The sequence below is a fragment of the Aeromonas sp. 160P genome (assembly GCF_055193095.1).
In genome coordinates this window covers 1,287,501-1,313,746 of sequence record NZ_JBUXKV010000001.1, presented here as the reverse complement: position 1 = coordinate 1,313,746, position 26,246 = coordinate 1,287,501, and the positions used below count along the sequence as shown (strand labels likewise).

Annotated in this window: 19 protein-coding genes, 1 tRNA gene, 2 rRNA genes and 2 pseudogenes (1 of these 24 only partly in view); 10 read left to right on the top strand and 14 right to left on the bottom strand. The window is 59.3% G+C overall.

Translation table 11 applies throughout. The features are described from left to right. The first annotated feature begins 22 nt into the window (after positions 1-22). The gene (locus ACY8FN_RS06205) at positions 23-481 is read left to right on the top strand and encodes a methylglyoxal synthase (RefSeq protein ID WP_101315892.1); all 459 of its coding nucleotides are present in this window, start codon (positions 23-25) and stop codon (positions 479-481) included. 70 nt (positions 482-551) lie between these two features. Here ACY8FN_RS06205 and ACY8FN_RS06200 read toward each other — a convergent pair whose 3' ends face one another. Both ACY8FN_RS06200 and ACY8FN_RS06195 read right to left on the bottom strand, forming a co-directional pair. Continuing rightward, positions 552-1,703, bottom strand: a complete 1,152-nt coding sequence (locus ACY8FN_RS06200; protein ID WP_463099491.1) for an iron-containing alcohol dehydrogenase — start codon at positions 1,701-1,703, stop codon at positions 552-554. A 146-nt stretch (positions 1,704-1,849) separates the two neighbouring features. Further along, the gene (locus ACY8FN_RS06195; protein WP_463099490.1) at positions 1,850-2,299 is read right to left on the bottom strand and encodes a hypothetical protein; all 450 of its coding nucleotides are present in this window, start codon (positions 2,297-2,299) and stop codon (positions 1,850-1,852) included. A 229-nt stretch (positions 2,300-2,528) separates the two neighbouring features. On the opposite strand from ACY8FN_RS06195, the pseudogene ACY8FN_RS06190 reads away from it, so the two are divergent. Continuing rightward, positions 2,529-2,705, top strand: a pseudogene (locus ACY8FN_RS06190) (C69 family dipeptidase); the annotation flags it as partial. An 87-nt stretch (positions 2,706-2,792) separates the two neighbouring features. Here ACY8FN_RS06190 and ACY8FN_RS06185 read toward each other — a convergent pair. The 3 genes from ACY8FN_RS06185 to ACY8FN_RS06175 are packed head-to-tail and all read right to left on the bottom strand — an operon-like array spanning position 2,793 to position 4,382. Then, on the bottom strand, positions 2,793-3,539 hold the full coding sequence (locus ACY8FN_RS06185; protein ID WP_463099489.1) for an SDR family oxidoreductase: 747 nt from the start codon (positions 3,537-3,539) through the stop codon (positions 2,793-2,795). Positions 3,540-3,595: 56 nt separating this feature from the next. Further along, positions 3,596-3,841, bottom strand: a complete 246-nt coding sequence (locus ACY8FN_RS06180; RefSeq protein WP_033136045.1) for a DUF3624 domain-containing protein — start codon at positions 3,839-3,841, stop codon at positions 3,596-3,598. Between the two features lie 31 nt (positions 3,842-3,872). Continuing rightward, entirely contained in the window at positions 3,873-4,382 is a 510-nt protein-coding gene (locus ACY8FN_RS06175) for a GNAT family N-acetyltransferase (protein WP_139427506.1), read from the bottom strand. Positions 4,383-4,568: 186 nt separating this feature from the next. Between ACY8FN_RS06175 and ACY8FN_RS06170 the strand changes: the two genes are divergently transcribed. Then, positions 4,569-6,008 carry a RimK family protein gene (locus ACY8FN_RS06170; protein ID WP_463099488.1) on the top strand — a complete coding sequence of 480 codons (1,440 nt, stop codon included), beginning with the start codon at positions 4,569-4,571 and terminating at the stop codon, positions 6,006-6,008. An 81-nt stretch (positions 6,009-6,089) separates the two neighbouring features. Here the strand turns inward: ACY8FN_RS06170 and ACY8FN_RS06165 are convergent, their stop codons facing one another. Together ACY8FN_RS06165 and ACY8FN_RS06160 are read right to left on the bottom strand one after the other, a co-directional pair. Further along, a complete protein-coding gene (locus tag ACY8FN_RS06165; RefSeq protein ID WP_463099487.1) occupies positions 6,090-7,703 on the bottom strand; it encodes an alpha-amylase family glycosyl hydrolase in 1,614 nt (537 codons plus the stop codon). A gap of 261 nt (positions 7,704-7,964) precedes the next feature. Beyond that, entirely contained in the window at positions 7,965-8,222 is a 258-nt protein-coding gene (locus tag ACY8FN_RS06160) for a DUF2442 domain-containing protein (RefSeq protein WP_139720193.1), read from the bottom strand. A gap of 261 nt (positions 8,223-8,483) precedes the next feature. Between ACY8FN_RS06160 and ACY8FN_RS06155 the strand changes: the two genes are divergently transcribed. After that, complete coding sequence (locus ACY8FN_RS06155; RefSeq protein WP_463099486.1) at positions 8,484-10,448, top strand: LTA synthase family protein; 1,965 nt, start codon at positions 8,484-8,486, stop codon at positions 10,446-10,448. Between the two features lie 106 nt (positions 10,449-10,554). Here ACY8FN_RS06155 and ACY8FN_RS06150 read toward each other — a convergent pair whose 3' ends face one another. After that, positions 10,555-11,025, bottom strand: a complete 471-nt coding sequence (locus ACY8FN_RS06150; RefSeq protein WP_042023133.1) for an Lrp/AsnC family transcriptional regulator — start codon at positions 11,023-11,025, stop codon at positions 10,555-10,557. Between the two features lie 160 nt (positions 11,026-11,185). Here ACY8FN_RS06150 and ACY8FN_RS06145 point away from each other — a divergent pair, with 160 nt between their 5' ends. Next, a complete protein-coding gene (locus ACY8FN_RS06145) occupies positions 11,186-11,704 on the top strand; it encodes a cyclin-dependent kinase inhibitor 3 family protein (protein ID WP_303844120.1) in 519 nt (172 codons plus the stop codon). Here the strand turns inward: ACY8FN_RS06145 and metA are convergent, their stop codons facing one another. After that, positions 11,705-12,652, bottom strand: a complete 948-nt coding sequence (gene metA, locus ACY8FN_RS06140; RefSeq protein WP_101315912.1) for a homoserine O-acetyltransferase MetA — start codon at positions 12,650-12,652, stop codon at positions 11,705-11,707. It abuts the gene before it with no gap. Positions 12,653-12,796: 144 nt separating this feature from the next. Between metA and ACY8FN_RS06135 the strand changes: the two genes are divergently transcribed. The 4 genes from ACY8FN_RS06135 (at position 12,797) to yidA (ending at position 18,097) form a co-directional block, all read left to right on the top strand. Next, on the top strand, positions 12,797-14,035 hold the full coding sequence (locus ACY8FN_RS06135) for an HD-GYP domain-containing protein (protein ID WP_162515561.1): 1,239 nt from the start codon (positions 12,797-12,799) through the stop codon (positions 14,033-14,035). Between the two features lie 53 nt (positions 14,036-14,088). After that, positions 14,089-15,237: a CinA family nicotinamide mononucleotide deamidase-related protein gene (locus ACY8FN_RS06130; protein WP_463099485.1), complete on the top strand. Its 1,149-nt coding sequence runs from the start codon at positions 14,089-14,091 to the stop codon at positions 15,235-15,237. A gap of 268 nt (positions 15,238-15,505) precedes the next feature. After that, positions 15,506-17,173: a DUF342 domain-containing protein gene (locus ACY8FN_RS06125; RefSeq protein ID WP_463099484.1), complete on the top strand. Its 1,668-nt coding sequence runs from the start codon at positions 15,506-15,508 to the stop codon at positions 17,171-17,173. Positions 17,174-17,287: 114 nt separating this feature from the next. Further along, positions 17,288-18,097, top strand: coding sequence for a sugar-phosphatase (gene yidA / locus ACY8FN_RS06120; RefSeq protein ID WP_463099483.1), 810 nt, complete (start codon positions 17,288-17,290; stop codon positions 18,095-18,097). 118 nt (positions 18,098-18,215) lie between these two features. Here the strand turns inward: yidA and ACY8FN_RS06115 are convergent, their stop codons facing one another. Beyond that, positions 18,216-21,299: a transglycosylase domain-containing protein gene (locus tag ACY8FN_RS06115; protein ID WP_463099482.1), complete on the bottom strand. Its 3,084-nt coding sequence runs from the start codon at positions 21,297-21,299 to the stop codon at positions 18,216-18,218. 259 nt (positions 21,300-21,558) lie between these two features. Between ACY8FN_RS06115 and ACY8FN_RS06110 the strand changes: the two are divergent. Next, positions 21,559-22,874: pseudogene (locus ACY8FN_RS06110) on the top strand (IS4 family transposase). Positions 22,875-22,926: 52 nt separating this feature from the next. Here ACY8FN_RS06110 and tmaR read toward each other — a convergent pair. The 4 genes from tmaR to ACY8FN_RS06090 form a co-directional block, all read right to left on the bottom strand. Next, the gene (gene tmaR / locus ACY8FN_RS06105; RefSeq protein WP_042023151.1) at positions 22,927-23,244 is read right to left on the bottom strand and encodes a PTS system regulator TmaR; all 318 of its coding nucleotides are present in this window, start codon (positions 23,242-23,244) and stop codon (positions 22,927-22,929) included. Positions 23,245-23,659: 415 nt separating this feature from the next. After that, positions 23,660-23,736: transfer RNA gene (locus ACY8FN_RS06100), tRNA-Asp, on the bottom strand. 98 nt (positions 23,737-23,834) lie between these two features. Beyond that, a 5S ribosomal RNA gene (gene rrf / locus ACY8FN_RS06095) occupies positions 23,835-23,949 on the bottom strand. 127 nt (positions 23,950-24,076) lie between these two features. After that, positions 24,077-26,246 (bottom strand): 23S ribosomal RNA (locus tag ACY8FN_RS06090); it runs 719 nt beyond the window's last position.

Genomic DNA, 26,246 nt, shown 5'->3' with positions numbered 1-26,246 from the left:
AACAATGCTACGGACGATTTCCATGGAACAGATTGCACGCGAGATGGCGCCCCACAAACGGCTGGCACTGGTGGCTCACGACAACATGAAGACCCCTCTGCTGAACTGGGTGATGCGCCGTAAGGAGGAGCTCAAGCTCCACCATCTCTATGCGACCGGCACCACCGGCACCATGCTCGGCAAGAAGGCGCAGTTGCCCATCACCTGCCTCTTCTCCGGCCCCATGGGCGGCGACCAGCAGCTCGGCGCCCTGATCGCCGAAGGGAAGATCGACGTGCTGATCTTCTTCTGGGATCCCCTCAATGCGGTTCCCCACGACCCAGATGTGAAGGCGCTGCTGCGGCTGGCGGCGGTGTGGAACATCCCGGTTGCCACCAATGAAGCAACCGCCGACTTCATCATGGACAGCCCCCACATGCGGCAGGCGTTCAGCGTGCAGATCCCGGATTACGCCGGTTATCTCAAGGCACGCACCGAGTGATCGGCTAACCCATCATGCAAAAGGGCCGCAACAAGCGGCCCTCTTTATTGGGAAACAAACCGACACCGGCTTACAGCGCCCGGGCGAGAATGCGCGCCACCCGATCCGGGTCGATATCCTGCTGCTCACCAAGCGCGGTGCGCCCCACCCGCTTGAGGTTGGAGCAGATCGCCGGAATACAGCTTTCGCTGAGGCCATAATCGGCCAGCCGGGTGCCCAGCCCCATCTTCTGGAAGAACTGCTCGGTGCGGATGATCGCCTCTTCGATCCGCAGAGCCTTATCCTCGCGGGTCGAATGCCACACTCGCTCGGCAAACTGGGCCAGCTTGTCCTGCTTCTGGCTCGCCCGTTCACGCAGCAGTGAGGGGAGCACCACCGCCAGACTCTGGCCGTGATCCAGCCCGTAGAGCGCCGTCAGCTGATGACCGATGGCGTGAGAGGCCCAATCCTGCGGCACCCCACAGCCAATAAGGCCATTGAGCGCCAGACTGGCGGCCCACATCAGGTTGGCCCGCACCTGATAGTTGGTCGGTTCCGCCAGCGCTCTGGGGCCGTTCTCCACCAGCACCTGCAGCAAGCCTTCCGCCAGCCGGTCCTGCACCTCGCCCCCCACCGGGAAGGTGAGGTACTGCTCGGTGATATGGATGAAGGCATCCACCACCCCGTTGCCGGTCTGGCGGGCTGGCAGACTGTAGGTGGTCGCCGGATCGAGCACCGCAAATTGCGGCTGTACCAGCGGGCTTCTGAAAGAGATTTTCACATCCCCCCGGCTCACCACCGAGGTGGGATTGTTCTCGGATCCGGTAGCAGGCAGGGTCAGCACACAGCCCATCGGCAGCGCCTGGTGCACGCTCGCCTGTTTGCCGCAAATATCCCAGGGGTCGATCCCCTCATAGCAGGCCGCCGCCGCGACAAACTTGGTGCCATCCACCACCGAGCCGCCGCCGACCGCCAGCAGGAAGTCGATGCGCTCGCGCTTCACCAGCGCCACCGCCTCCATCAACAGCTCGTATCTGGGATTGGCACCGATGCCGGAGAACTCCTGCCAGGTCACCCCTTCCAGCGCTTGGGTCAGCTGCTCATAAACGCCGTTCTGCTTGATGCTGCCGCCACCATAGAGCACCAGCAGGCGACTGCCGGGCGGGATCAGCGTTGGCAGGCTGGCGATCTGCCCTTCACCAAAACAGATGCGGGTCGGGTTGGCATATTGGAAGTTGTACACGGCGGGATCCTCGACTTGAACAAAGCGGGGACATTGTGCGCCTGCCAGCGGGTGAGGTCAAAACAGCGGGAAACGTAGAGCAAGCCAGCGGTCAGCACGGCGCAATCCGTGCCGACCCGGCAGAAGCGAGGCAACAGGCGGCAGGATCAGGCCGTTTTGGTCTTGTCACTCTTGTCTGATTTACCGGTCAGGCGTTCCATCGCCTCTTTCAGCATCGCCTCTCGCTGCTCGTTGAGCGGCTTGCTCTGCTCCGCCCGCTCTTCCGGCGTCAGCTTCTTGTTGTCGGCAATGGTCTTGAGCTTCTCTTCTATCTCGTTGAACTTCTTGCGATCGAAGCCCAGCGCCTTGTCCACCAGCTGCTGCACCACGCCCCCCTTGTCGGAGCTCATATCCAGTGCCGGCGGCAACTTGCTGTTCTTGGCCAGATGTTCATAGGTCAGCACCTGCTGAGCCTGACTGGTCATGCGCTGGGTGGAGAGGCTGACCATCTCCTCCCAGCCACCGCCCTGGCCGCCACCGGCACTGTTGAGGGTGGCGAGGGCACGGTTGTTGGACGCACTCTGGGCAAGTTGCTGGCTGTAGGGTTTGATATCCATTGGGGCTCCAATTCGCTGCGCATATCCGGCAACGCGCACAGGCTGATCCGGTCACATGGGGCGTCAGGCCCCACCATTATTAATTAAACCAGCAAGTTACAGGCCAACTTGTCGGATGGTGCGGGATCCCGCGCGCTGGCGGCGCTCACCGGATATGCAACGCAAACAGGCGTCAGAATCATGACTCATCTGCTGCCAGTTCACGCTGTTTTGGCACCTTTCGCCGCTTGCTGACGCCAGCGACAAGGCCACTGCGCTCGGGCTGGCCGCCGACTACTCCTACGGCCAGCTGGAGCAGGCCTATCAGATGGCCAAAGAGCTGCGCTACAAGCTGATGACGGATCTGACCAAGAGCAGCGAGCAGAAGTATTCGGAAGAGGAGTTCAAGAAGATCATGAGCCTGTAACCAGCTCGGTTGATAGAACAGCATGAACAGAGGCACCCCGGGGTGCCTCTGTTCATTTCATCAAGCTGGTTTCATCAAAATCTGCAATCAGCGGCGGCTGATAGTGAGCGGGCCGAAGGTCTGCGCCACCGGCATGATCTCGATGCTGTTGATGTTGACGTGAGCGGGCTGCTGGCTGATCCAGAGCACTGTGTTGGCGATATCGTCCGGCTGGATCGCCTGCACACCCTGATAGACGGTCGCCGCCTTGGCATCGTCGCCGTGGAAGCGCACGTTGGAGAACTCGGTGCCACCGCACAGGCCCGGCTCCACGTTGGTGACGCGGATGGCGGTACCCGCCAGATCGGCGCGCAGGTTGAGGCTGAACTGCTTCACAAACGCCTTGGTGGCACCGTAGACGTTGCCGCCCGGATAGGGGTAGGTGCCGGCGATGGAGCCGATGTTGATGACGTGGCCGCGATTGCGCGCCACCATGCCCGGCAGCAGCAATCGGGTAAGCAGGGTCAGACCGCTGATATTGGTGGCGATCATCTGCTCCCAATCCTCGAGATCCGCCTTGTGGGCAGGCTCCAGCCCCAGCGCCAGACCGGCGTTGTTGACCAGCAGATCCACCTCGCTCCAGGCAGCTGGCAGACCGGCGATGGCGGCGCGGGTAGCGGCCTTGTCCTGCACGTCGAACACCAGCGGCAGGAACTGCTCGCCCAGCTCGTCAGCCAGTGCGGCCAGCCGCTCGGCGCGGCGACCGGTGCCGATCACCTTGTAGCCCGCCTGCACCAGCTGGCGGCTGATGGCTTCACCAAAACCGGACGAGGCGCCCGTTACCATTGCAATCATCTGAACCTCCATATCTACACCGATATTGTTATTTATCTGTTTGAATCTATTCAGATTCATTCATCGCTCAATTCACGTCCGGTCGCCTTGCGCCAGACAAATACCACCAGATGGAGCAGCAACAGGCCCGAGCCACCCAGCGCGAACAGCAGGCCGGTGAGGGCGTTGACCGAAGTGTCGGCGCCACACCACCACCAGACCAGCCAGCCAATCAGGCCGATGACGAAAGTCTGGCCAGCGCAGACCGGGCAGCGCCCCAGCTTGGCCTTGATGGCGGTGGCAAGGCAGTTGTCGCAGCTCATCCTGCTCCTCGATTCTGCTCGTTCAACATAACTAGCGGGCCTGCGAGAGCCGCTTGCGAGCCTGCCGCCGCAGCAGGATCTCCTCATCACTCACCAGCGGCAACACCAACCGGTGGGCGTGCTGGTCGCGGCCATAGTAATTCGCCAGCCGCTGCTGGGGACGAAATCCCAACCCCTGATAGAGTGCCAGCGCCTCTTCATTGGCATCCCCCACTTCGAGGCGAACCGCCCCCCAACCGGCAGCCTTGCCCTCACGGATCACCTGCTCCAGCAGGCGGCGGGCCCAACCCAGACGGCGCACCGTCCAACGGATCGCCAGCGCCTGAATGACCAGTCGATCCCACCCTTTGTGTTCCAGCAGGCAGAGGTAACCCATCAACAGATTTTTTTCATCCAGCAGCAGCAGGGTACGTCCCTTGGCGTGGGTCAGCAGATAGTGCCAGCGGCTGCGGCCAAAGGCGACTTCAGGGGGAAAGCAGTAGCGTTCCAGATTAACGATGGCGCCCAGATCATCGGTTCGGGCCGCTCGTACGGTCAACACAGGGAGTCCTTGTTCGGTTATTTATCTTCAGCACCAAAAATGCGACTTGTATCACAAGTGACCAAAGCAGAATATGAGGCACTGTAACCTCTTGTTTCCCCTCGCGCCATTGTCGTGCTTGTCGGTGCATCGAAGCCCACTGGGGATCCTGCCTGTTCAGGCAGTCTGATCTGTGGAGCCGAAAATATGAGTACCTACGTCATCGTCGAAGAGCTGGGCGACTGGCCTTGCCATGCCGATTATCTGCTGACCGCCCGCACCTACCTGCAACATGGGGTACCGACCACCGGCGGCCGACCCCGCATCATCAACCTCTGCCGCAATCTGGAGCACCTGAGCGCAGGCTACTACTGCTCGCTGCTGGCACAGGCCCGGGGCCATCAATGCCTGCCGGGTCTGCAGGCCATCAGCCGACTGCAACCCCAGCAGCCACCGGCCAAGCTGTGGCGCAAGGCGCAAGGGTGGCTGGCCCAGCAGAGCGAGGATCGGATCCGGGTGCGCGCCATCTTCGGTCAGTGCGAACAGAGCGAGCTGGCGGGGCTGGCCCGCTACTACTACGGCCTGAGCCAGCTACCGCTGCAGGAGCTGACCCTGAAACGCGGCCGTCACGGCTGGTCGGTGCGCCAGCAGCAGAGCCTGTCGCCGCTGGAGCTAAGCCAAAGCGAAAAAGCACTGATGCAGCACCACGCTCAGGCACTGGTGGGCACAGGTGACGAGGAGCAGGCGGCGCCGCTCTACCAGCTTGCCATTCTGGTGGATCCCGATGATGGTCGCGCCAGCAGCGATGGCTTGGCGCTGGAGCGCTTTATCCGGGCCGCCGCCGCCCAGGGGATCCGGGCCGAGATCCTGCCACCGTCGGCCATCGAGCGGCTGCCGGAGTTCGACACCCTCTGGCTGCGCGCCGAAACCGCGGTCGGCCACTACACCTTCGAGTTTGCCCGCCGCGCCGAACAGCTGAAGATGCCGGTGATCGACAGCTCCCGCGCCATCCTCGCCTGCAGCAACAAGCTCTACCTCTACGAGCTGATGGTGCGCAGCGGGGTGCCCATGCCGCCGACCATGGTGGTGACCCGTCGCGGTCGCCACCATGTCGATGAGCTGGTGCAGCGACTCGGCCTGCCGCTGATGGTGAAGGTGCCCGATGGCGCGCAGGGGCGCGATCTCGCCCTGGCCAGTGACGAGCAGCAGCTGGCCCGGCTGCTGGACGAGGGGCTCAGCCGCTCCGCCCTGCTGCTGGTGCAGAGCCGGATCCCCGCCGAGTTTGACTGGCGCATCGGCTTTCTCGACGGCTCGCCGCTGTTCGCCTGTCGCCGCTACCGGCCCGAACCCGGCAACCGCATTCGCCGCCGCAAGCACCCCCTCGACATGAGCCGGATCGAGGCACTGCCGCTTAACGAGGTACCGGAGCGAGTGCTGCAGACCGCCCGCCGCGCCGTGCATCAACTCGGCAATGGCCTCTATGGGCTGGACTTGCGCCAGCAGGGCCGTGACTGCGTACTGCTGGAGATCGTCGACAACCCCTGGATCCGCGGCGATATCGAAGACAAGGAGGCGCAGGATCTCTACGAACGGCTGGCCCGCGCCTTCCGCCAGCGGCTGGAAAACCGGGGCCAGACAACTTCATAGGTCGCCATGACCTCAACGCCCACAATGAGAGAGGGCCCCGCGATGGGGCCCTCTCTCGTATCACAACGTGCTGCCGCTTACTTATTGCAGACGCAGGAAACGCCCGCTCAAGGGGGGAAGCTCCACCGTCACGCTGCTGCCGCCGATGGCCAGACTCTCGCCGCTTTGCAGATCCACCAGCGCGCTGCCGCTGCGCAGCTTGCCCGTCGGCAAGTTGTAGCTGAGCGCCGAGGTGGAGAGGTTGAGCAGGTAGACGACTTGCTCGCCCGCCGTCTGCTTGATGTCGCCATAGAGGTTGCCATCTGCCACCAGCTTGACTCGCTCCCCCTGATAGAGCGCGGGGTGCGCGGCGCGCATCCCTAGCAATTGGGCGAGCCACTCTTTCAGCTCGGCCTGTTCGGCACTAGCCACAAAACCGCTGACAGCGGGCACCTTGCCGTCGCTGCGGGCCACGTGATCGTCGCACAAGCCCTGCGCCACGCAGTCATCGCTGACCTTGGCGGCAAAGCCCGGCACCTCGTCGCCAAACTCCTCGCCGTAATAGAAGGTGATGGGGCCAGAGCGGGCAGCGAGGAAGCTCAAGGCCGCCTTGTGGCGCTGCCAGTACTCGGCTGAGTTGAAGTTGCCGCGCTCCAGCAGATCGCCAAAACGCACCAGATCGTGGTTGCCCAGCATCAGGTTAGGCATGGCGTGACCGGGGTAGTTTTCCACCTTGTTCCAGCTGGCGTCGAGCACGCTGGCCCCTTGGCCACCCTTGCCGGACTCCTCCACCGCCAGTGCCTGCACGATGCCGTAGCGCAGCGGGAAGTCGAACGCCGAGGAGAGCGCCGGGTTGTCGCTCGATCCATACGCCTCGGCACGAATCTCATCAGCCCCCTTCCACACCTCCCCCACCATGTAGCCGAGAGTGCCCCACTGCTGACCGGCGGCCTTGCGCGTCGCGCTGGCTCGATCCACTTCACTGCGAATGGCGCGCCACTCGTCCAGATTGAGCTGATAGGCCTGATCGAGACGCCAGCCGTCGATGCCATACTGCTCGACCCAGTAACGGGCCACCTCCTTGAAGTAGGCGAGACTCTCCGGCTTGCTGTAATCCACCAGCTGACCAGGATAACCGGCACCGCCGCTGGTGAGCGCTGGCAGACGCCCCTCTGGCGACGGCTTGCTCACCCCCACCTTGTTGACGTGGCCAAACACCCCGTCGAGGAAAACGTAGAGGCCGCGCTGGTGCGCCCCATCCACCAGCTTTTTCAGCTGGGCATTGCTGCCGAAGTTGGGATCAACATTGAAGTAGTCGCAGGCGAAGTAGCCAGTGGCATCGAGCTTGTTGTCACCGCCCTGACCGGCGCAGGAGTCGAATACCGGGGTGAGCCAGATGGCGTTGACGTTGAGACTCTTGATGTGGTCGAGGCTATCGATGATCCCCTGCAGATCGCCGTTGTGGCGGGAGGGGCCATAGCCGACGCCGTAGTTGGCGCTGCCGTCACCATCGACAAAGGATTCCACCATCACCTGATAGATGCGCAGGTTGCAGGCGGGTTGATCATCGCCATAGCAGGCACGGTTGCTGACCAGATCGGTACGGTTGGGAACCGGCGGGATGACTTCACCACCGGAAGAACTGCTGCCACCACAGGCAGCCAGTAACAGGACGGCCCCGAGCAGGCCGCCATAGCGTAACGTTCCTTGTTTCATTGTTATGTTCCCGCTGTGAGAGCAGGCGTCTGATACGCCTGTTTTTCACCATGATAGCGAGCGCTCGCAGAGGGGTCTGTGACTGAAAACGTTATCTGACTCAACTGGTTAGAGCACACCTGCCGAGGCAAAACGGTAGTTGACCGAGAGCCAGTATGATCGGCTCAGGGATGCAGCCACGCAGCTCATAGCCAACCCAGCCTGACTGGTGTGCAGCGACGTGAAGAGGGGCCGATCCCCCTTGCTCACAAACAGCAGGGATTAACGGAAGGCTTCCCGTTCATCGATGGGGGAGATCAGGTGATAAATCTCGTGGGCTGACAAGGTACAGCCGACGGGCCACTCCAACTGGTGGTGACGGTTGATGAAGACCCGGGCGCACTGGCGCTCACTCTCCAGTTTTGCAAACAGCGCCTGACCACGCCAGGGGTTCAGATCCAGCACCCCTGTGATACCGTCCGATAGCACCACGAACAGACGCCATCCCTGCACATACTCCACATCGATAAAGACCGGCATCCTTTCGGCTCCGATTGGGATAATTCGCGGTAATTATAAACACCCGTCACCCTATCCATACGCGCCGCAGCTCACATTTCACCCAGCAGATTATTCTGTAATCATTAACTGCGCGCCGCCACACCCTTTGATAAGCGATATGTTAATTGCCCCTTTTGGCAAGCTAGAGTGCAACCTTCTCCCCATCTGCCTGTCATAAGGTCACAACAAATAAAAAAAACGTCTGTGGACAGACGTTTACAGGCTCTATCAGGAACATTCATGACAAACCTAAAACAGCGACTGGGCCCATTTTGGCCTTTCGCTATCTTCTGCGCGCTCGCCCTGCTCTCTCTCACCTTCAGTCGAATTGCCCTCGGCCTCTGGCAACTGGAACGGGTGGATGCCGTTGCCGGTTGGCAGGAGATGCTGCTGCAAGGGATCCGGGTCGATTTTGCCACCCTCTGCTGGGTCTGGGGTGTCCCCGCCATGTTCACCCTGCTGCTGGCAGGCCCCCACGCCATCGGCCGGGGCTGGCTGCAACTGATGCGAGTGTGGCTGACCGTCGGACTCTGGCTGATGCTGTTCCTCGAGATCTCCACCCCCTCTTTCGTCACCGAATATGGCGTGCGCCCCAATCGCCTCTATGTGGAGTACCTGATCTATCCGAAAGAGGTGCTCTCGATGTTGTGGGCGGGCCGCAAGGGCGAGCTGTTGCTGGCGGCGCTCTTCAGTGGCGCCGTACTGGCCGGTGGCTGGTGGCTGAGTGGCCGTCTGGTGCGCGGCCTTAGCTTCCCCCGCTGGTATCTGCGTCCAGCGTTTGCCCTGCTTATTCTGGCTATAGGTTTTCTCGGCGCTCGCTCCAGTCTCGGCCATCGCGCACTGAACCCGGCCATGGTCGCCTTTGCCGATGATCCGCTGATCAACTCACTCACTGTCAACTCCGCCTACTCCCTCTTCTTTGCCATCAAACAGATGGGAGCCGAAGAGGACGCCAGCCAGTTTTACGGCAAGATGTCCGAGGAGAAAGTGCTCGAGATCATGCGTCAGGAGAGTGGCCGTCCGGCCAGTGATTTCAACTCGGATCTGCTGCCCAGCCAGACCTTCAACCCGGCGAGCTTTCAGGGCAAACCGAAGAATCTGGTGATCTTGCTGCAAGAGAGCCTGGGTGCCCAATTTGTCGGTTCCCTCGGCGGCCTGCCGCTCACCCCCAACATCGACGCACTGTCCCAACAGGGTTGGGCCTTCGAGCAGCTCTACGCCACCGGCACCCGCTCGGTGCGCGGTATCGAGGCGGTGCTGACCGGCTTCACGCCAACCCCGGCGCAGGCAGTGGTCAAACTCGGCAAGAGCCAGACCAACTTCTTCACCATCGCCGATCTGCTCAAGCAGCGAGGTTATGACACCAGCTTTATCTACGGCGGCGAGAGCCACTTCGACAACATGCGCAGCTTCTTCCTCGGCAACGGCTTCACTACCATCGTCGAGCAGAAGGATTTCGACAATCCGGTATTCGAGGGCTCATGGGGCGCCTCTGATGAGGATCTGATGGCCAAAGCCGACGAGACCTTCAAGGCGCTGCACAAGGAGGGCAAACCCTTCTTCAGTCTGGTGTTCAGCTCCAGCAACCACGATCCGTTCGAATTCCCGGACAATCGCATCGAGCTGTTCGAGCAGCCCAAGCAGACCCGTAACAACGCGGCCAAGTATGCGGACTACGCCATCGGCGAGTTCTTCAAGAAGGCAAAACAGTCCGAATACTGGAAGGACACCCTGTTCCTGGTGATCGCCGATCACGACAGCCGGGTCGGCGGCTCCAGTCTGGTGCCCATCCCCCGTTTCCATATTCCCGGTGTCATCGTCGGCAACGGCATAGCGCCGAAAAAAGATCCCCGCATCGTCAGCCAGATCGACATGGCACCGACCCTGCTCTCCCTGATGGGGATCAGTGCCGACCACCCCATGCTGGGCAAGGATCTGACCCGTATGCCCGCCGACTGGCCCGGCCGCGCCCTCATGCAGTACGACAAAAACTTCGCCCTGATGCGCGGCAAGGATGTGGTGATCCTGCAACCAGAGCGACCAGCGGAAGGATTTGTCTATAACCAGACCAGTGAAGCGTTGACCTCTGCCGCACAACCTGACGCAATGAAGGACGATGCCCTTGGTCTGGTGCTTTGGGGCAGCATGGCTTATCAGCAGGGGCTCTATCAGACCGCAAAGGATCAACGGGTCGCAGCAAAATAAGCGTCCCCTTTCGGATAGCAATGAGGCCAAAAAGGTAACATGTTGAATAGAAAAAACCGCCAGCTGGCGGTTTTTTTATCTGCTCAACCGAGCGACTCGCCCGCCGTTATGGCTGGGTAAAACAGGGTAGCGAACGGCTGAATCTGTGCTCGAATACCAGTGAGGTTTCGAGGTGCACCACCTCCTCGCGGGAGGTGAAGTGGTCAAAGACGAAGTTACGCAGATGCTCGGTGTCGGAGACACACAGGTGCACCAGAAAATCATCCTTGCCGCCCATGTGGAACAGGCTGATCACTTCGGGCAGCGCCAGAATGGCATCGCGGAAGGCATCGATGATCTGGCGACTATGGCGGGCCAGCTGCAGGGAGACCATGGCCTGAATGTGGCCACCGAGGGCCTGATAGTCCACTTCGCAGTGCGCGCCTTTAAGCACGCCATCCTGCTGCAGTTTGCGTACCCGCTCCAGACAGGTGGAGGGGGCAACTCCCACCAACGCGGCCAGATCCTTGTTGGTCATGCCCGCATCGCGAAACAGATGGGCCAGGATATCCAGGTCCAGTTGATCCAGATTTCTCATCTTAACTCCTTGAGCCACACAATTTTTTTAAACTCTGCCCGTAAACCGGACCGAACACAACGCAGATTGACATCGCGACCACGCGCCCTATCCTTTGTCACACTCAGCATCCGGGCCTGGCCCGTTTCGTCTTGCCCCTACCTGCCTCATAAGGACTTTTATGTACTCGTCTCATCCCTTCTGGAGCCAGGAAGTCCCCCGTGTCGATGGCCAACTGCTGCTGACCCCCTGCCCCGGCACCCAGCAGGTGCCGTTGACCCTGGCGCTCGATCAACTGAGGTTTGCCGGTGCTCACGGCGTGGTGACCTTGATGACGGCTGCCGAGCTGGCCCGACTTGAACTGGATCAGCTCGGTCAGCAGGTCGAGCGCGAAGGGATGCGCTGGTTCCATCTGCCCATAGAGGATGACCAGGCCCCCGATAGCGCCTTTGATCTGATCTGGCAGCAAGCACTGCCTGCCATGCGCGAGCTGCTTGGGGATGGCAAGCATCTGGTCATTCACTGCAAAGGGGGCAGCGGTCGTACCGGTCTGGTCGCCGCCGCGCTGCTGATGACCCTGGGCCAGCCACAAGCAGAGGCCATGGCCGCCATCAAGGCCCACAGACCCAAAGCATTCAACCTGGCCGTGCACCGCCAGTGGCTCGACCAGCTGGCCGAGCGGCTGGAACAGGGCAGCTGACTACTTGCCGCCCTGACCATAGGTAAAGACCTTGCCGATATCCTCTACCCGATAACTGGTGAGCTGATAGACGTAGTAGTTAAGCCAGTTGGCAAACAGCAAGTGACCATGGCTACGCCAACTGGCGCGCGGGGTGTTGCCCGGCTCGTTATCAGGGTAGTAGTTGACCGGAATGGCCGGGTCGAGCCCTGCCGCCAGATCCCGCTGATACTCGCCGTCCAGGGTCAGGGTGTCGTATTCAGGATGACCGGTGACAAACACCTGGCGACAATCCTTGGTCGCCGCCAGATAGACCCCCGCCTCTGCTGACTCGGCAAAAATCTGCAGGTCGGTATGGGCGCGGATCAGATCACCATCGAACGCCGCATAGCGGGAGTGGGGCGCGACAAACTCGTCATCAAAACCGCGCAGCAGCGGCTCGTGCTCGTCGAGGCGATGATGGCGGTAAACCCCGGAGAGCTTCTCGCCGTGGGTCTGCTTCTCCATGCCATAGAGCGCCTTGAGCGCTGCCTGCACCGCCCAGCAGAGGAACAAGGTAGAGGTGACATGCTGATGGGACCACTCGATGATCTCGACGATGCGCGGCCAGTAGACCACCTCCTCGAACTCCACTAACCCGAGCGGCGCACCGGTAATGATCATGCCGTCGTAGTTATTGCCACGCACCTGCTCGAAGTCGTGATAGAAGTTCTCGAGATGGGCCTGCGGCGTATTCTTCGACTCCCGATCGTCGATGCGCAGCAGATCCACATCCACCTGCAGCGGCGAGTTGGAGAGCATCCGCATCAGCTGGATCTCGGTCTCAATCTTCTTTGGCATCAGGTTGAGGATCAACACCCGCAGCGGGCGGATGTTCTGGGTGACGGCCCGGGATTCCGTCATCACGAAGATGTTCTCCTGCCCCAGCACTTCGGCGGCGGGTAACTGATCCGGGATTTTGATCGGCATGCTTACTCCCTGTACTGCATCGGTAAAAGTGTCTGGACATCCAGAAGCCTATAATAAAGCCCCCAGCCTGTCATCAGATACCTTTTGTATTCATCTCCGCCTTTGACTAGCATACGGCTCAGTGTGCCTCCTGCTTCCAAGATAATGACTGGTATCAAGATTTCCGTAGATCGACTGCAAGTCGGCAACTATGTATCCCTGCCACTGGGGTGGCGCGAACACCCGTTCCTGTTTTCCAGCTTCAAGATCAAAAATGAAGAGGAGATCGAACTGATCCGCCGTCTCGGTCTCAAGCTGGTCACTATCATTCCCGACAAGAGCGATGCGCCCCCCAAGCCTCTCAGCCAGGTGCAACCGCAACCGGCTGAAGCGTCAGATACTGCGCAGCGTCAGGCGCAGATGCAGCAGGAGAAAGATCGCCGTATCGAACAACTGCAGCAATATCGTCGCGACTTGCAGCAGTGCGAGAAGCAGTTCCAGCAGTCGCTGGCACAGGTGCGCAATGTGATGAGCAAGCTCCAGTCCCGCCCCCTCAATGCCATTGGCGAGGCGCAAGAGTTAATCAACGCCATGACCGAGCAACTGCTCGCCGTGGATGAGATGGTGCTTCATCTGGTCTCCGACAGCGATGATAACAACAACCTCTACTTCCACTCCCTCAATGTCAGCGTGCTCTGCATGCTGCTGGCAAAGGAGTGCGCCATGTCGGCCGACCAGATCCGCCAGATTGGCATGGGGGCGCTGTTCCACGACATCGGCAAACTGAAGATCCCGAGCCAGATCCTGCGCAAGAGCGAGCCCCTCACCAAGCCGGAGCAGAACCTGATGGCCCAGCACCCTCGCTACGGTCTGGATCTGCTCAATCTGGCCAAGGATTTCCCGGCCGAGGCGAAAGGGATTGTGCTGCATCACCATGAATATCTCGATGGCAGCGGCCCGGAAGGGCTCAAGGGTGGCCAGCTCGACCCGCTGACCCAGATGGTGTCGCTGATCAACGAGTACGATAACCTCTGCCACATGCAGGCCAAGGTGCCATACTCGGCCCTGAGCGGCCTCTACAAGCAGCGCAAAGCCCAGTTCAATCCGGAGTACCTCAGCATGCTGATCCGGCTGATGGGGATCTACCCCCCCGGCAGCGTGGTGCAGCTATCCAACGGCCAGGTGGGGCTGGTAATGTCAGTCAACGCCTCCCGCCTGCTCTACCCTTCGGTGCTGGTTTACGATCCGCGCATCCCGCGCCAGGAGGCGGCCATCATTGACCTGCAACAGGTCGAACTGTCGATTGCCAAGGTGATCCACCCCAAACGGCTGCCACCTGCCGTGTTCGAGTACCTCAATCCACGCACCCGGATCAGCTACTACTTCGAGCAAGCCAAATCCTGATTGCCCTGGCCTCAGGTCAGCGCCACTACCCTTTTCAGAGCAAGGAGTTCGCCATGCGTATCGAGATCATCAGTACCGGAGACGAAATAGTGACGGGGCTGGTGGTGGATACCAACGCGGCCTGGCTCAGCGCCCTGCTGCTGGAACAGGGGTGGCAGGTGCGCCGTCGCCTGACGGTGGGGGACAACCTCGCCGACCTGAAAGCCGTGCTGCAAGAGAGTGCCAGCCGCGCCGAGGTAGTGCTGGTGTGCGGCGGGCTCGGGCCCACTGCCGATGACCTCACCGCTCAGGCCGCCGCCGAGGCCTTTGGCCAGCCGCTCACCCTGTTCCCCGACTGGCTCGCCACCATCACCGCCCGCTACGCCAGCCGTGGCCGCCCCATGGCACAAAGCAACGCCAAGCAGGCCTGGTTGCCACAGGGGTGCGAGATCCTCGACAACCCGGTCGGCACCGCCTGCGGCTTTGTGGTGCGAAGTGGCCAGAGCCAACTGTTCTTCACCCCGGGCGTTCCGTTCGAATTCAAGCAGATGGTGCGCGAGCAGATCTTGCCGCGCCTTAAACAGCTGGCCGGGGCACAGACCGACACCGAGCTGCGCCGCTTTTACACCTTCGGCGTCTCGGAATCAGCGCTCTCCGACCTGCTGGATGCCGCCCCCTGGCCCACCGGTATCGAGCTGGGTTACCGCTCCGCCATGCCCCTCATCGAGCTGAAACTGATCGGCCACGGCGCCAGCGCAACTGACATGGAGAGCGCCGAGAGCCGACTGCTCAACACGATCCGCCCATGGCTGGTCGGCAGCGGGGATACCGAACCGGCGCAGCAGATCCTCGCGCTGCTGCAAGGCAGGCCACTGACTCTGCTGGAGGGGGAGAGTGGCGGCGCGCTGCTGGCGCTTTGTCACGGCTATCCCCAGCTGGAGGCCCGCTTCAGCGCGCAACTGGCCGATGAGCTGGCGCAGCTGCCGACAGCCGATGCAGACCTGCAGCTGACCATAGGGCGAGAGGGATCAGAGGGTGTGCCACTGCTGCTCAGCGCCGATGGCAAACAGATAGGCCAGACGGTCAAAGTCAGCCATCCCGATCCGGAGAGCCGCCGCAAGATCCTCGCCTTTGCCGCGCTCGACATGCTGCGCCGCCACCTGCTGGGGGAGCCGATTCTCGGCGATTACCTCACGCTGGCCAGAACGGCCCAGCGCGGCTGATAACCACAGCGCCTGCCAGCGATCCCCGTGTCGCTGGCAGAGATCTCCTGTCACGATCCGGCGCACCTCTTCATACCATTGCCAAACAGCACCCACATTTATCCGGCCGTCATCACCGATTTGACCTCAATCCATTGACCATTCAGCAGAAATATCTGAATACTGCCCACTCTCAAAGTCAGCGATTCGCTTTATCCATCATTGAGAGATTAAATGACAGTAGAGGGACGAAACGATCGCCCCTCCTTTCACCCGGCAAGGAGATACGGTGTTAAGCAAAGAGTGGCTGCTGCTATCAAGCGATATGGAACTGGTCTGCCTGCGAATTGCTGCCGGTCTCACCCAGCCGGTCACCGAACAGGATATTCAGGCTCTGCTGCTCGCCTCCAACTGTCGCCGCTATCAACCACTGCCAGAGGGGGTCAAACAGGCCATTAGCCTGCTCAATACCCTGCTCACCAACCCTGCCGCCCCCGTGCCTGCCAACCCGGTTCCCATCGCCAAACGGCAAGATGCCAGAGTCACCATAGTGGTGGAAAAAGATCGGATGAGCGCCAGCGCCCAGATCACCGCTGACTGGGGTGGCAAGTATGTGACGCTGGAACAACTGCAAGAGGCCATCTCTCTTAGCGAGATCAAGCAGGGAGTGAGCGCGCCGCTGCTCACCGCCGCGATCCAGACAGCTAAAGAGGCCGCCCCCGGCAGTCAGCTCAAACTGGTCATCGCCCGCGGCCAGCCCGCCGTCAATGGCCAGGACACCCGCTATGAACGCTTGGTGGAGACCCCTGCCGAACGGATCCTCAAACCCAGGGAGCTGGATCATGACCGGGTCGATCTGCGGGATCTCGGCTCCATAGTCACCGTCAAGGCGGGCGCCCAGCTGATGCGCCGTCACCCGGCTACGGTCGGGGTGCCAGGCTTTACCGTGACCGGCCAGGATCTGCCCGCCAAGAACGGCAAGGACAGTCCGATGAGTGCCGGGGACGGCACTTGCTTCTCCCCTGACGATCCCGATCTGCTGATTGCCAGCCGCGCCGGGCTGCCCTGTCAGGAAAAATCGGGCATGAAGGTAGACGAGGTGCTCAACGTCAAACGGGTGGATGCACGCCATGGTCATATCACCTTTGAAGGGGGCTTGATCGTCAATGACGATGTCAATCCGGGCATGAAGATCTCGGTCAGCGGCGACATTGTCATCGGCGGCTTTATCGAAGGGGGGTGGATCGAGGCGGGGGGCACCATCACGGTGCGCCACGGCATCATAGGCAGGCGCAACGAGCAGGGGGAGTACCTCTGCCAACTCAACGCCCAGGGTGAGATCCATGCCACCTATGCCCAATATGCCCAGCTGGAGGCGGGTGGCGATATCCAGATCCAGAGCCAACTCAACCACTGTTACTGCCGCAGCGGACAGGATATCAAGGTAGGTGACAGCGGCATGCGTAAAGGCAACCTGCTGGGTGGCCTCAGCATTGCCCATCGCCTCATCATCTCACCGGTGCTGGGAGCCTCCGCCGGTAATCAGACCAAACTGCAGATCCTCGGTGGTTACTTCACCCACAAGGAGCAGGAACATCAGCTCAAACAGCAGCAACAGGCGTGTCTGGATCAGCTGGAAAAGATCAAGGAGCTGGTGATGCGACTGGTGCAACTGCCCAGCGACAAACGCAATCCGGATACCCTGCGCAAGCTGAAGCCCATCCGTGAACGCTATCAACTCGAGCTACGCCAGCTGGAGGAACAACTGGCCGCCAACCATGAAGAGTTGCAAAAACTGATGGCCGAAATGGACATCATCGCTACCCAGCACCTCTTCCCGGGGATCGAGGTGGAGATGGCTCACCACCACAACCGGGTCGATATCGAACACGGCCCGATCCACTTCTGCATCCGCGAAGATCAACTGCTGATGAACCCTTATGAGGCGCACAAATAGGTCAACCGGCGCAGATCCACCGCTGAACCGTTCGTGATCCCGCCGCCGATTTTCGCTACACTCGCCACTTCCTTGGCCCCACCGGACGGGCCACCCAGACTCAGGTAGTGAGAGATGTACAAGCTGATCGCATTGGATATGGATGGCACCCTGCTCAACCCGCAGGGCCAGATTACTCCCCGCACCCACGCCGCCATCAGCGCCGCGCGCGCCAAAGGGGTAACCGTGGTGCTGGCCTCCGGCCGCCCGCTGGAAGGGATGAGCCGCTATCTCGAAGAGCTCGGCCTCACCACCGAGCATGACTATGTCATCTGCTACAACGGCGCTCTGGTGCAACAGGTGGCCGATCAGCGCATCATCCGCAGCCAGCTGCTGACCGGCAGTGACGCCAGCGCCATCGCCAAACTGGCCGCCGAGCTGGAAGTGAACATTCACGGCTTCTCGGTAACCCGCGGCCTGATCAGTCCGCGGGTCAGCACCTACACCGAACATGAATCGCGCCTGATCGGCATGCCGATCAATCTGATCGACTTCGCCACCCTGGCTGCCGACGAGCAGATCATGAAGGTGATGATGATCGACGAACCGCCCCAGCTCTCCCGCGCTATCGAGCGACTGCCAGCAGAGCTCTATGAGCGCTATACCGTGGTACAGAGCGCCCCCTTCTTCCTCGAGTTCATGAACAAGCAGAGCAACAAGGGAACCGGCGTCGCGGCACTGGCCGAGCACCTTGGCCTGACTGCCGAGCAGGTGATTTGCGTCGGAGATGCCGGCAACGACCGCCATATGATCGAGTACGCGGGTCTCGGGGTTGCGATGGGCAATGCCACTGACGAGATCAAAGGGCTGGCCCAGCACATCACAGCCCGCAATGATGAAGATGGCGTCGCTCAGGTAATCGAGCAGTTCGTACTGAACGCCTGATCCCATCGCGTGACACAGTTGCAACCGATGAGGAAAAGAAAACGGGGAGGCTGTTAGCCTCCCCGTTTGTTATCTGCCTGATTAGGTTATCTGAGTGATTAGCTGCAATAGGCCAGTATCACTGGTTCGCCAGACACTGGGTATGGGAGGCCGGTTGCAGGTATGGCATCAGCAAGGGGGCCATCCCCTTGAGCACTTGTACCGGCAGCGCCGAGGTGAAGCGGAACTTGTCGGACTGGCTGCCCGGCACATAGGCGGTCAGGGTGCCGAAGTGATCTTCACCGATGAAAAAGACAAAGGTCGCGGTGCGGTTGCGCGCCAGTGAACTGGTCACATTGCCATAACGACCTACCGTCTCGATCCGGTTATCACCGGTCCCGGTCTTGCCACCCATCTGCAGCACAGTGCCGTCAGGCAATGCAAAAGCACCGGCGATACGTCTGGCGGTTCCCCCTTCCACCACTTTGGAGAGGGCGCTGCGCAGCGCGGCAGCGACTTCTGCAGGCATCACCCGGGTTCCCTCGGTATGCAAGGGTTCAAACGCTGTCTCGAACGGCGTTCCCTTGGCGAACGAGAGGTGCTCGATACGCAGGGTCGGCGTGCGGATACCGCCATTCTGGATAATCCCCATCAATTCGGCCAACGCAGCCGGGCGATCACCAGAACTGCCCAAGGCGGTCGCCAGTGACGGCACCAGATGGTCAAACGGATAACCCAGCTTGGCCCAACGCTGATGAATGTCGAGGAAGGCCTCAACCTCCAGCATGGTGCGGATCCGGCTATCACGGGCACTGCGATGACGGGTCTTGAACAACCAGCTGTAGACCTCCTGCCGCTCGTCACGGCTGGCCGCAACCGCGTCGGCAAAGGTCGCCTTGTCGAACTCCTTGAGATAGGCCAGCAGCCACAGCTCCAACGGGTGCACCCGGGCAATGTAGCCCTGATCCGGCAGTGAATACTTGCCCGGGCCATAGCTGACATAAAGCTGATTGATCCGCTTCGCACTCAGCTTATCCCGCGGCAACCGCTGCGCCAGGAAGGCAGCAAAAGCCGCTTCGTCAGCTTCCGGCATCAGGTAGCGGTGAACCGCTGCCAGACGCACCGCGCTCGGCTTGAGGCCATCAAGGAAGGTATCCAGCTGCTCCTCGGGGGTCTTGCCTTGATATTTACGCCAGAAGCGCAGCAGATAGGTTTGCCCCTCTTTATCGGCAAATTTGGCCAGATATTCCTGACGACGGGGATCCTTGTCATCCTTGAGCAACTGGGCGCGATTGCCCTCTTTATAGAGGCTGTAGCGCACGATATCACGCATCAACCGGACAAATGGCAGGTTGATGGACTCACGCAGCGCATCGCGGATGGCGGGAATACGCCCGTTATCCTCGCGGCGGAAGTTATTGAAGGTGTGCATGCCACCGCCGGTAAAGAAGCCTTCATTAGGGCTGGCGGAGTATGTACGATCCAGCGCCGCCTCCAGCATCACCGGCAAGCTCTTGTCTTTGGCACTCATCAGATAGGAGATAGCCCAGCGACTGAGATTATCCTGAGAGACCGAAGCCAGTTTGCGCAAGCTCTCTGCTGGCATATTGGCGTAGTTATCGTGCAGTTCAGCCACAATCTCCAGATAGGTAGTCAGCACCCGTAACTTGGCGGTGGAGCCCAGCTCCAGCTTGGAGCCTTCGTTGATATCAAACGGCTGATCAGTGTTGTCAGTTTGCACCCGCACCTTGAACCCTTCCGGTGACTTCTCGAACAACGTGAAGCTGTAGCGCACATCACCGGTCTTCTCGGGGGAGAGCAAGCGCTCACCAAACAACCCGACTTGCGCTGCAACAGCAGGGTCGGCCAGTTGTTGCAGATAACGAGAGACTTCGTTCTGCAACGGCATGTTGAGGCTGGTATCTGCGGTCAGATCCATCCGATCGAGATCATAGAGCTGCACCCCGAGCTGGCGGCTCAAGCGGGTACGAGCAACCTGCAACCCCTTGTTATTATTCACCCGTGTGATAGCCGGGGACTTCAAAAAATCACGGAAGCTGATCTTGGCTTTGAGGGCGGCCTCCATCAACGGCGGTGTGATCATCCCCTCCTGTACAAACAGGCGCAGGTAACTGTCAGTCAGGTCTGCGAGCGACGCGCGCCCCTGAGCCAGATAGTAGGAGGGACGACGATGGGCAATCATCAGGGAGACCACCTGACGCAGGGCAAGCCCCTGCTCGGCCAGTGGCGCGTTCTGGTTACGGGCGGGATCCAGCAGACGGTTCACGTCATCAACATTGGCGCCAAACCAGACCCACAGACCATCCCCCAGACCATGCACCTCACCATATCCCGGCGCAGCCGAGAGCGGCACCGAGTTGAGGTAGGCCCAGGCAACCAGCTTGCGCGCCTCCAGCGTTTCTGGCCCGAGACGATAGGCCCGCACACTGGCAGAGGCCATCTGACGGATCTTCTCGGTCGGCGACAGAGTCAGGCCATCCGGCGAGTGGCGATACTTCTCCACCTGGGTTGCCAGGGTACTGCCACCGGCAGATTGATCCTGCATATCAAGCGCCTTGCCCACCTGAGACAGTGCCGCTTTGGCAAAGCGGGGCCAGTCGACAGCCGGGTTGGCCAGTGGCTCCTCGTTGCTCAGCAATTCCCGGTTCTCGATAAACAGCAACGACTGGATCACCAGCGGTGGAACAGAGGCAAAGTCAGGATAATGATGGGTCGGGTATTTGAACTGGTAGAAAGGTTCCGCGCGGCAATCGTGCAGCGTCAGTCCGGCCTGAACCTTTTCGGTATAAGGCACAAAGAAGCCACGAGTGGCGTAGTCATAGAGGGCATCGGAGAAATGCGCCTGCCTGCTAACCTCATAACCCCGCTGCAGCAAACGCTCCTGCATCATTGGCAGTTGCACATAGCCGAGCCGCTTGTCGAACGGGCCATCACTGGGAAAAGCGATCTGCTTGCTCTGACCTGGCTCGACCTGATAGGTCAGTTTGGCGGCATAGCGGGATATCTCTTGAGACTGTAGCGTCGAGGTTTTCATCTCATAGCCCACCAGGAAGATCACGCCTCCCAGGCACGCTAAAAAGAGAAAACAAAACAACCAACGCCACCAAGAACGACGCTTGCGTTTTGGGGTCCCGTCCTTGGTCTGGACAGATGAATCTTGAGATGCCACTTGTGTCAAATCCGTCTGTTCTGATGCGCCCATATCAGCCCCACCATGGTTGCGCAATTTATTGTGTTTAAAGCTTAGTCTTTTCAAGTCAATGGCTTGAAACTATTGACCGCTTTGTAGTGATGGTAACAGGGCAACTCTAAAAAGGGGAGCCGATTGTTGCAGCAGTGGCAGAGATCCGAGCTGATAACAAAACACCGGCCATGGCCTAATGCCGATCAGTTAAGGATCCATTGACCGATCCTTCTGATGTGTGAAAATCCGAAACCTGTTGATTGGTTTCGGATTTTTTATGCGTATCGCTCAAGCTCTCGACTTCCTCCACGCCAGTAATGCCGCTCAGTTTGAGTCACTCTCCGACCTCATTCCCACCGAGCTCATCACCACGCTGCTCGGCGAAGAGGGCGTTGCTACCCTCCGCCGTCGCCGTATGCCCATGGAGCGACTGGTCTGGGCCATCATCGGCATGGCCATCTTCCGCCACGTCCCCATGACCCAGCTGGTCAATCAGCTCGATATCCTCTTGCCCGGTGACCGCCCCTTCGTCGCCCCCAGCGCCTTCCTGCAAGCTCGCCAAAAGCTCGGGGACAAGAGCATCGAACGCCTGTTTCACGAAACCGCCGCAGGCTGGCACCAGCAGGCCAATCACCCCGGCTGGGCCGGGCTGCAACTGCTCGCCGTCGATGGCGTGATGTGGCGCACGCCTGATACCCCGGACAATGCCGCCGCCTTTGCCAAGCCCGGTACCCAGCATGGGGAGACCGCCTATCCGCAGGTGCGCATGCTCTGCCAGATGGAGCTGACCAGTCACCTGCTTGTTCAGGCGGTCATGGAGAGCTGCGCCGTCAACGAGATGGTGTTGGCCGAGCAGCTGGTCGCGCGCACGCCGGACCACTCGCTGACCCTGTTCGACAAGGGGTTTTACTCGCTCGGTTTGCTCCATGCCTGGCAAACCGCTGGCAGCGAGCGGCACTGGTTGCTGCCACTCAAAAAGGGCACGCACGCAAGCTGGGGCGTCAGGATGCCCTGGTGCGTCTCAACACCAGCCCACAGGCGAGGAAGAAGTGGCCGCAACTGCCAGAGACGCTAGAAGCCCGCTTGCTGACTCGCACTATCAACGGCAAAGAGCGGCAGGTGCTGACCTCAATGGTCGACCCGATGCGCTTCCCTGGCGCCGATATCGTCGAACTGTATGGCCACCGCTGGGAAATCGAGTTGGGCTATCGGGAGATGAAGCACAGCCTGCAACAGCACCGGCTGACCCTGCGCAGCAAGAAGGCGGCGGGGATACGGCAAGAGTTGTGGGGCGTGCTGTTGGCGTACAACCTGCTGCGCAGCCAGATGGTAAAGATGGCGGCGAGCCTGAAGGGATACACGGCGAGCCAGCTGAGTTTTCACATGGCCTCGGTCTACCTCATCCATGAGTTGAGCTGCATGCCGTATGTGTCGCCGGGGAATATCCCGGGACGCGTTGCGGAGCTGGAGAAACAGGCGGGCCAGTTTGTGTTGCCGGCCCGAAGGGAGCGAAATTATCCCCGCTGCGTGAAGCCCAGACCACAGAAGTATGGTGTTAAAAAAGCCAATAAAAACAATGCCAGTCAGGCTTAACTGACTGGCATTACCGGCCATGGCCGGTGTTTATTTACTGATAGCTAAAAGCTTACTTGTGGGAGCTCATGCCCTTCAGCTTGGTGCTCAGCTCTTTACGCTCTTTGGAGAGCTCGGCATTCTTGATGATGTGATCATCAACCCGCTCTTCATAGTCGGTACGCATGTTGGCGATGATAGCCTGAACATCATCAATGCTCATGCCCGGCTTGATGTAATCGCTCAGGTTGTCGAGCAGCAGCACACGCTTCTGGTTGTCACGGATCTTCTTCTCATTGTCCGTAATTTCACGCTTGAGTTTGTTCTGACGACGGGACATTCGCACATATTCCAGTACATCACTGAAAGTAGATTTGTTTACTTGTTCCATATCGATACCACTGGCTTAAGGTTGATAAAAACGGGCCAAGTTACACCTTTATCCCAGCGAACACCGAGCAGGGAAGGCAAACTCAAGATGCCCTTACTCTACCGAGTTATAAGCGAGATACAACCCTAATCACGCACCCTCCGCGGCGTTTGGCCAAAAGTACACCACCAAAATTGATCATTAAGCAACCAACTATCCGCTGATATAGCTATAAAAAAGAACCGCCTGCAAACGTTACAATGAAAATAGCAAGATTGATGGTACAAAAATCAACCACGCCAGCTGCTAGAAACAGCAAAGCCCGGTCGAGAGGCCGGGCTTTGCTGTTCGCTCTGGTGTGCAAGCATGGGGGGCAATGGGCAAAATCCGCCCATAGCAAAAAGGCCTTCCCAATCGGGAAGGCCTTTAAAATTACTGGCGGAGCGGACGGGACTCGAACCCGCGACCCCCGGCGTGACAGGCCGGTATTCTAACCAACTGAACTACCGCTCCGCTATTTGGTTAGCTTTTCGCTAAATCTTTTGCCGCTTATCAGAGGTGCCATCCTCTCGGCCAATGACATGAATTTGCACATCATTGTTTAATTGGGTGCCTGGCAGTGTCCTACTCTCGCATGGCGAATGCCACACTACCATCGGCGCTACCGCGTTTCACTTCTGAGTTCGGCATGGGATCAGGTGGTTCCACGGCGCTATGGCCGCCAGGCAAATAACTTCAATCTGAAAAAGCTGACGTAAATAACGATGTTGCTCGTGGCTTGTCGTTATCACTGAATTAGTTAGTAGTTCACTTGGTATCTGTTACAAGTCTCAGAACACTTCTTGGGTGTTGTATGGTTAAGCCTCACGGGTAATTAGTATGGGTTAGCTCAACACGTCGCCGCGCTTACACACCCCACCTATCAACGTTGTGGTCTCCAACGGCCCTTTAGGACCCTCAAGGGGTCAGGGATGACTCATCTCAGGGCTCGCTTCCCGCTTAGATGCTTTCAGCGGTTATCGATTCCGAACTTAGCTACCGGGCAGTGCCACTGGCGTGACAACCCGAACACCAGAGGTTCGTTCACTCCGGTCCTCTCGTACTAGGAGCAACTCCCTTCAATCATCCAACGCCCACGGCAGATAGGGACCGAACTGTCTCACGACGTTCTGAACCCAGCTCGCGTACCACTTTAAATGGCGAACAGCCATACCCTTGGGACCGACTTCAGCCCCAGGATGTGATGAGCCGACATCGAGGTGCCAAACACCGCCGTCGATATGAACTCTTGGGCGGTATCAGCCTGTTATCCCCGGAGTACCTTTTATCCGTTGAGCGATGGCCCTTCCATTCAGAACCACCGGATCACTATGACCTACTTTCGTACCTGCTCGACCTGTCCGTCTCGCAGTTAAGCTGGCTTATGCCATTGCACTAACCTCCTGATGTCCGACCAGGATTAGCCAACCTTCGTGCTCCTCCGTTACTCTTTGGGAGGAGACCGCCCCAGTCAAACTACCCACCAGGCACTGTCCGCGAGCCCGATTCAGGGCCCTGCGTTAGAACATCAAACATACAAGGGTGGTATTTCAAGGACGGCTCCAGCGCAACTGGCGTCACGCCTTCAAAGCCTCCCACCTATCCTACACATGTAGGTTCAATGTTCAGTGCCAAGCTGTAGTAAAGGTTCACGGGGTCTTTCCGTCTAGCCGCGGGTACACCGCATCTTCACGGCGAATTCGATTTCACTGAGTCTCGGGTGGAGACAGCATGGCCATGGTTACACCATTCGTGCAGGTCGGAACTTACCCGACAAGGAATTTCGCTACCTTAGGACCGTTATAGTTACGGCCGCCGTTTACCGGGGCTTCGATCAAGAGCTTCGCTTGCGCTAACCCCATCAATTAACCTTCCGGCACCGGGCAGGTGTCACACCCTATACGTCCACTTTCGTGTTTGCAGAGTGCTGTGTTTTTGATAAACAGTCCCAGCCATCTGGTCACTGCGACTCCCAACTGCTCCATCCGCAAGGGACTTCACTGTCAAGAGCGAACCTTCTCCCGAAGTTACGGTTCTATTTTGCCTAGTTCCTTCACCCGAGTTCTCTCAAGCGCCTTGGTATTCTCTACCCGACCACCTGTGTCGGTTTGGGGTACGATGACTTGTAATCTGAAGCTTAGAGGCTTTTCCTGGAAGCATGGCATCAATGGCTTCCGCACCGTAGTGCGTTCGTCTCGTGTCTCAGCGTTGTATCTCCGGATTTGCCTAGAAATACCGCCTACGCACTTTCACCAGGACAACCGTCGCCTGGCCCACCTAGCCTTCTCCGTCCCCCCATCGCAATTACAAGTCGTGCAGGAATATTAACCTGCTTCCCATCGATTACGCCTTTCGGCCTCACCTTAGGGGTCGACTCACCCTGCCCCGATTAACGTTGGACAGGAACCCTTGGTCTTCCGGCGAGGAGGTTTTTCACCCCCTTTATCGTTACTTACGTCAGCATTCGCACTTCTGATATCTCCAGCATACCTCTCGATACACCTTCGCAGACTTACAGAACGCTCCCCTACCACTCACACATAGTGTGAATCCGCAGCTTCGGTGCCTGGTTTGAGCCCCGTTACATCTTCCGCGCAGGCCGACTCGACTAGTGAGCTATTACGCTTTCTTTAAATGATGGCTGCTTCTAAGCCAACATCCTAGCTGTCTGAGCCTTCCCACATCGTTTCCCACTTAACCAGAACTTTGGGACCTTAGCTGGCGGTCTGGGTTGTTTCCCTCTTCACGACGGACGTTAGCACCCGCCGTGTGTCTCCCGGATATTACTTACTGGTATTCGGAGTTTGCATGGAGTTGGTAAGTCGGGATGACCCCCTAGTCCAAACAGTGCTCTACCCCCAGTAGTATTCGTCCGAGGCGCTACCTAAATAGCTTTCGGGGAGAACCAGCTATCTCCGAGTTTGATTGGCCTTTCACCCCCAGCCACAGGTCATCCCCTAACTTTGCAACGTTAGTGGGTTCGG

What these genes read in the sequence shown, in the direction of transcription:
- ACY8FN_RS06205 (WP_101315892.1), top strand. Translation starts at nt 23, where the DNA reads ATGGAACAGATTGCACGCGAGATGGCGCCCCACAAACGGCTGGCACTG.
- ACY8FN_RS06195 (WP_463099490.1), bottom strand. Translation starts at nt 2,299, where the DNA reads ATGGATATCAAACCCTACAGCCAGCAACTTGCCCAGAGTGCGTCCAAC.
- ACY8FN_RS06185 (WP_463099489.1), bottom strand. Translation starts at nt 3,539, where the DNA reads ATGATTGCAATGGTAACGGGCGCCTCGTCCGGTTTTGGTGAAGCCATC.
- ACY8FN_RS06180 (WP_033136045.1), bottom strand. Translation starts at nt 3,841, where the DNA reads ATGAGCTGCGACAACTGCCTTGCCACCGCCATCAAGGCCAAGCTGGGG.
- ACY8FN_RS06170 (WP_463099488.1), top strand. Translation starts at nt 4,569, where the DNA reads ATGAGTACCTACGTCATCGTCGAAGAGCTGGGCGACTGGCCTTGCCAT.
- ACY8FN_RS06165 (WP_463099487.1), bottom strand. Translation starts at nt 7,703, where the DNA reads ATGAAACAAGGAACGTTACGCTATGGCGGCCTGCTCGGGGCCGTCCTG.
- ACY8FN_RS06160 (WP_139720193.1), bottom strand. Translation starts at nt 8,222, where the DNA reads ATGCCGGTCTTTATCGATGTGGAGTATGTGCAGGGATGGCGTCTGTTC.
- ACY8FN_RS06155 (WP_463099486.1), top strand. Translation starts at nt 8,484, where the DNA reads ATGACAAACCTAAAACAGCGACTGGGCCCATTTTGGCCTTTCGCTATC.
- ACY8FN_RS06150 (WP_042023133.1), bottom strand. Translation starts at nt 11,025, where the DNA reads ATGAGAAATCTGGATCAACTGGACCTGGATATCCTGGCCCATCTGTTT.
- ACY8FN_RS06145 (WP_303844120.1), top strand. Translation starts at nt 11,186, where the DNA reads ATGTACTCGTCTCATCCCTTCTGGAGCCAGGAAGTCCCCCGTGTCGAT.
- metA (WP_101315912.1), bottom strand. Translation starts at nt 12,652, where the DNA reads ATGCCGATCAAAATCCCGGATCAGTTACCCGCCGCCGAAGTGCTGGGG.
- ACY8FN_RS06135 (WP_162515561.1), top strand. Translation starts at nt 12,797, where the DNA reads ATGACTGGTATCAAGATTTCCGTAGATCGACTGCAAGTCGGCAACTAT.
- ACY8FN_RS06130 (WP_463099485.1), top strand. Translation starts at nt 14,089, where the DNA reads ATGCGTATCGAGATCATCAGTACCGGAGACGAAATAGTGACGGGGCTG.
- yidA (WP_463099483.1), top strand. Translation starts at nt 17,288, where the DNA reads ATGTACAAGCTGATCGCATTGGATATGGATGGCACCCTGCTCAACCCG.
- ACY8FN_RS06115 (WP_463099482.1), bottom strand. Translation starts at nt 21,299, where the DNA reads ATGGGCGCATCAGAACAGACGGATTTGACACAAGTGGCATCTCAAGAT.
- tmaR (WP_042023151.1), bottom strand. Translation starts at nt 23,244, where the DNA reads ATGGAACAAGTAAACAAATCTACTTTCAGTGATGTACTGGAATATGTG.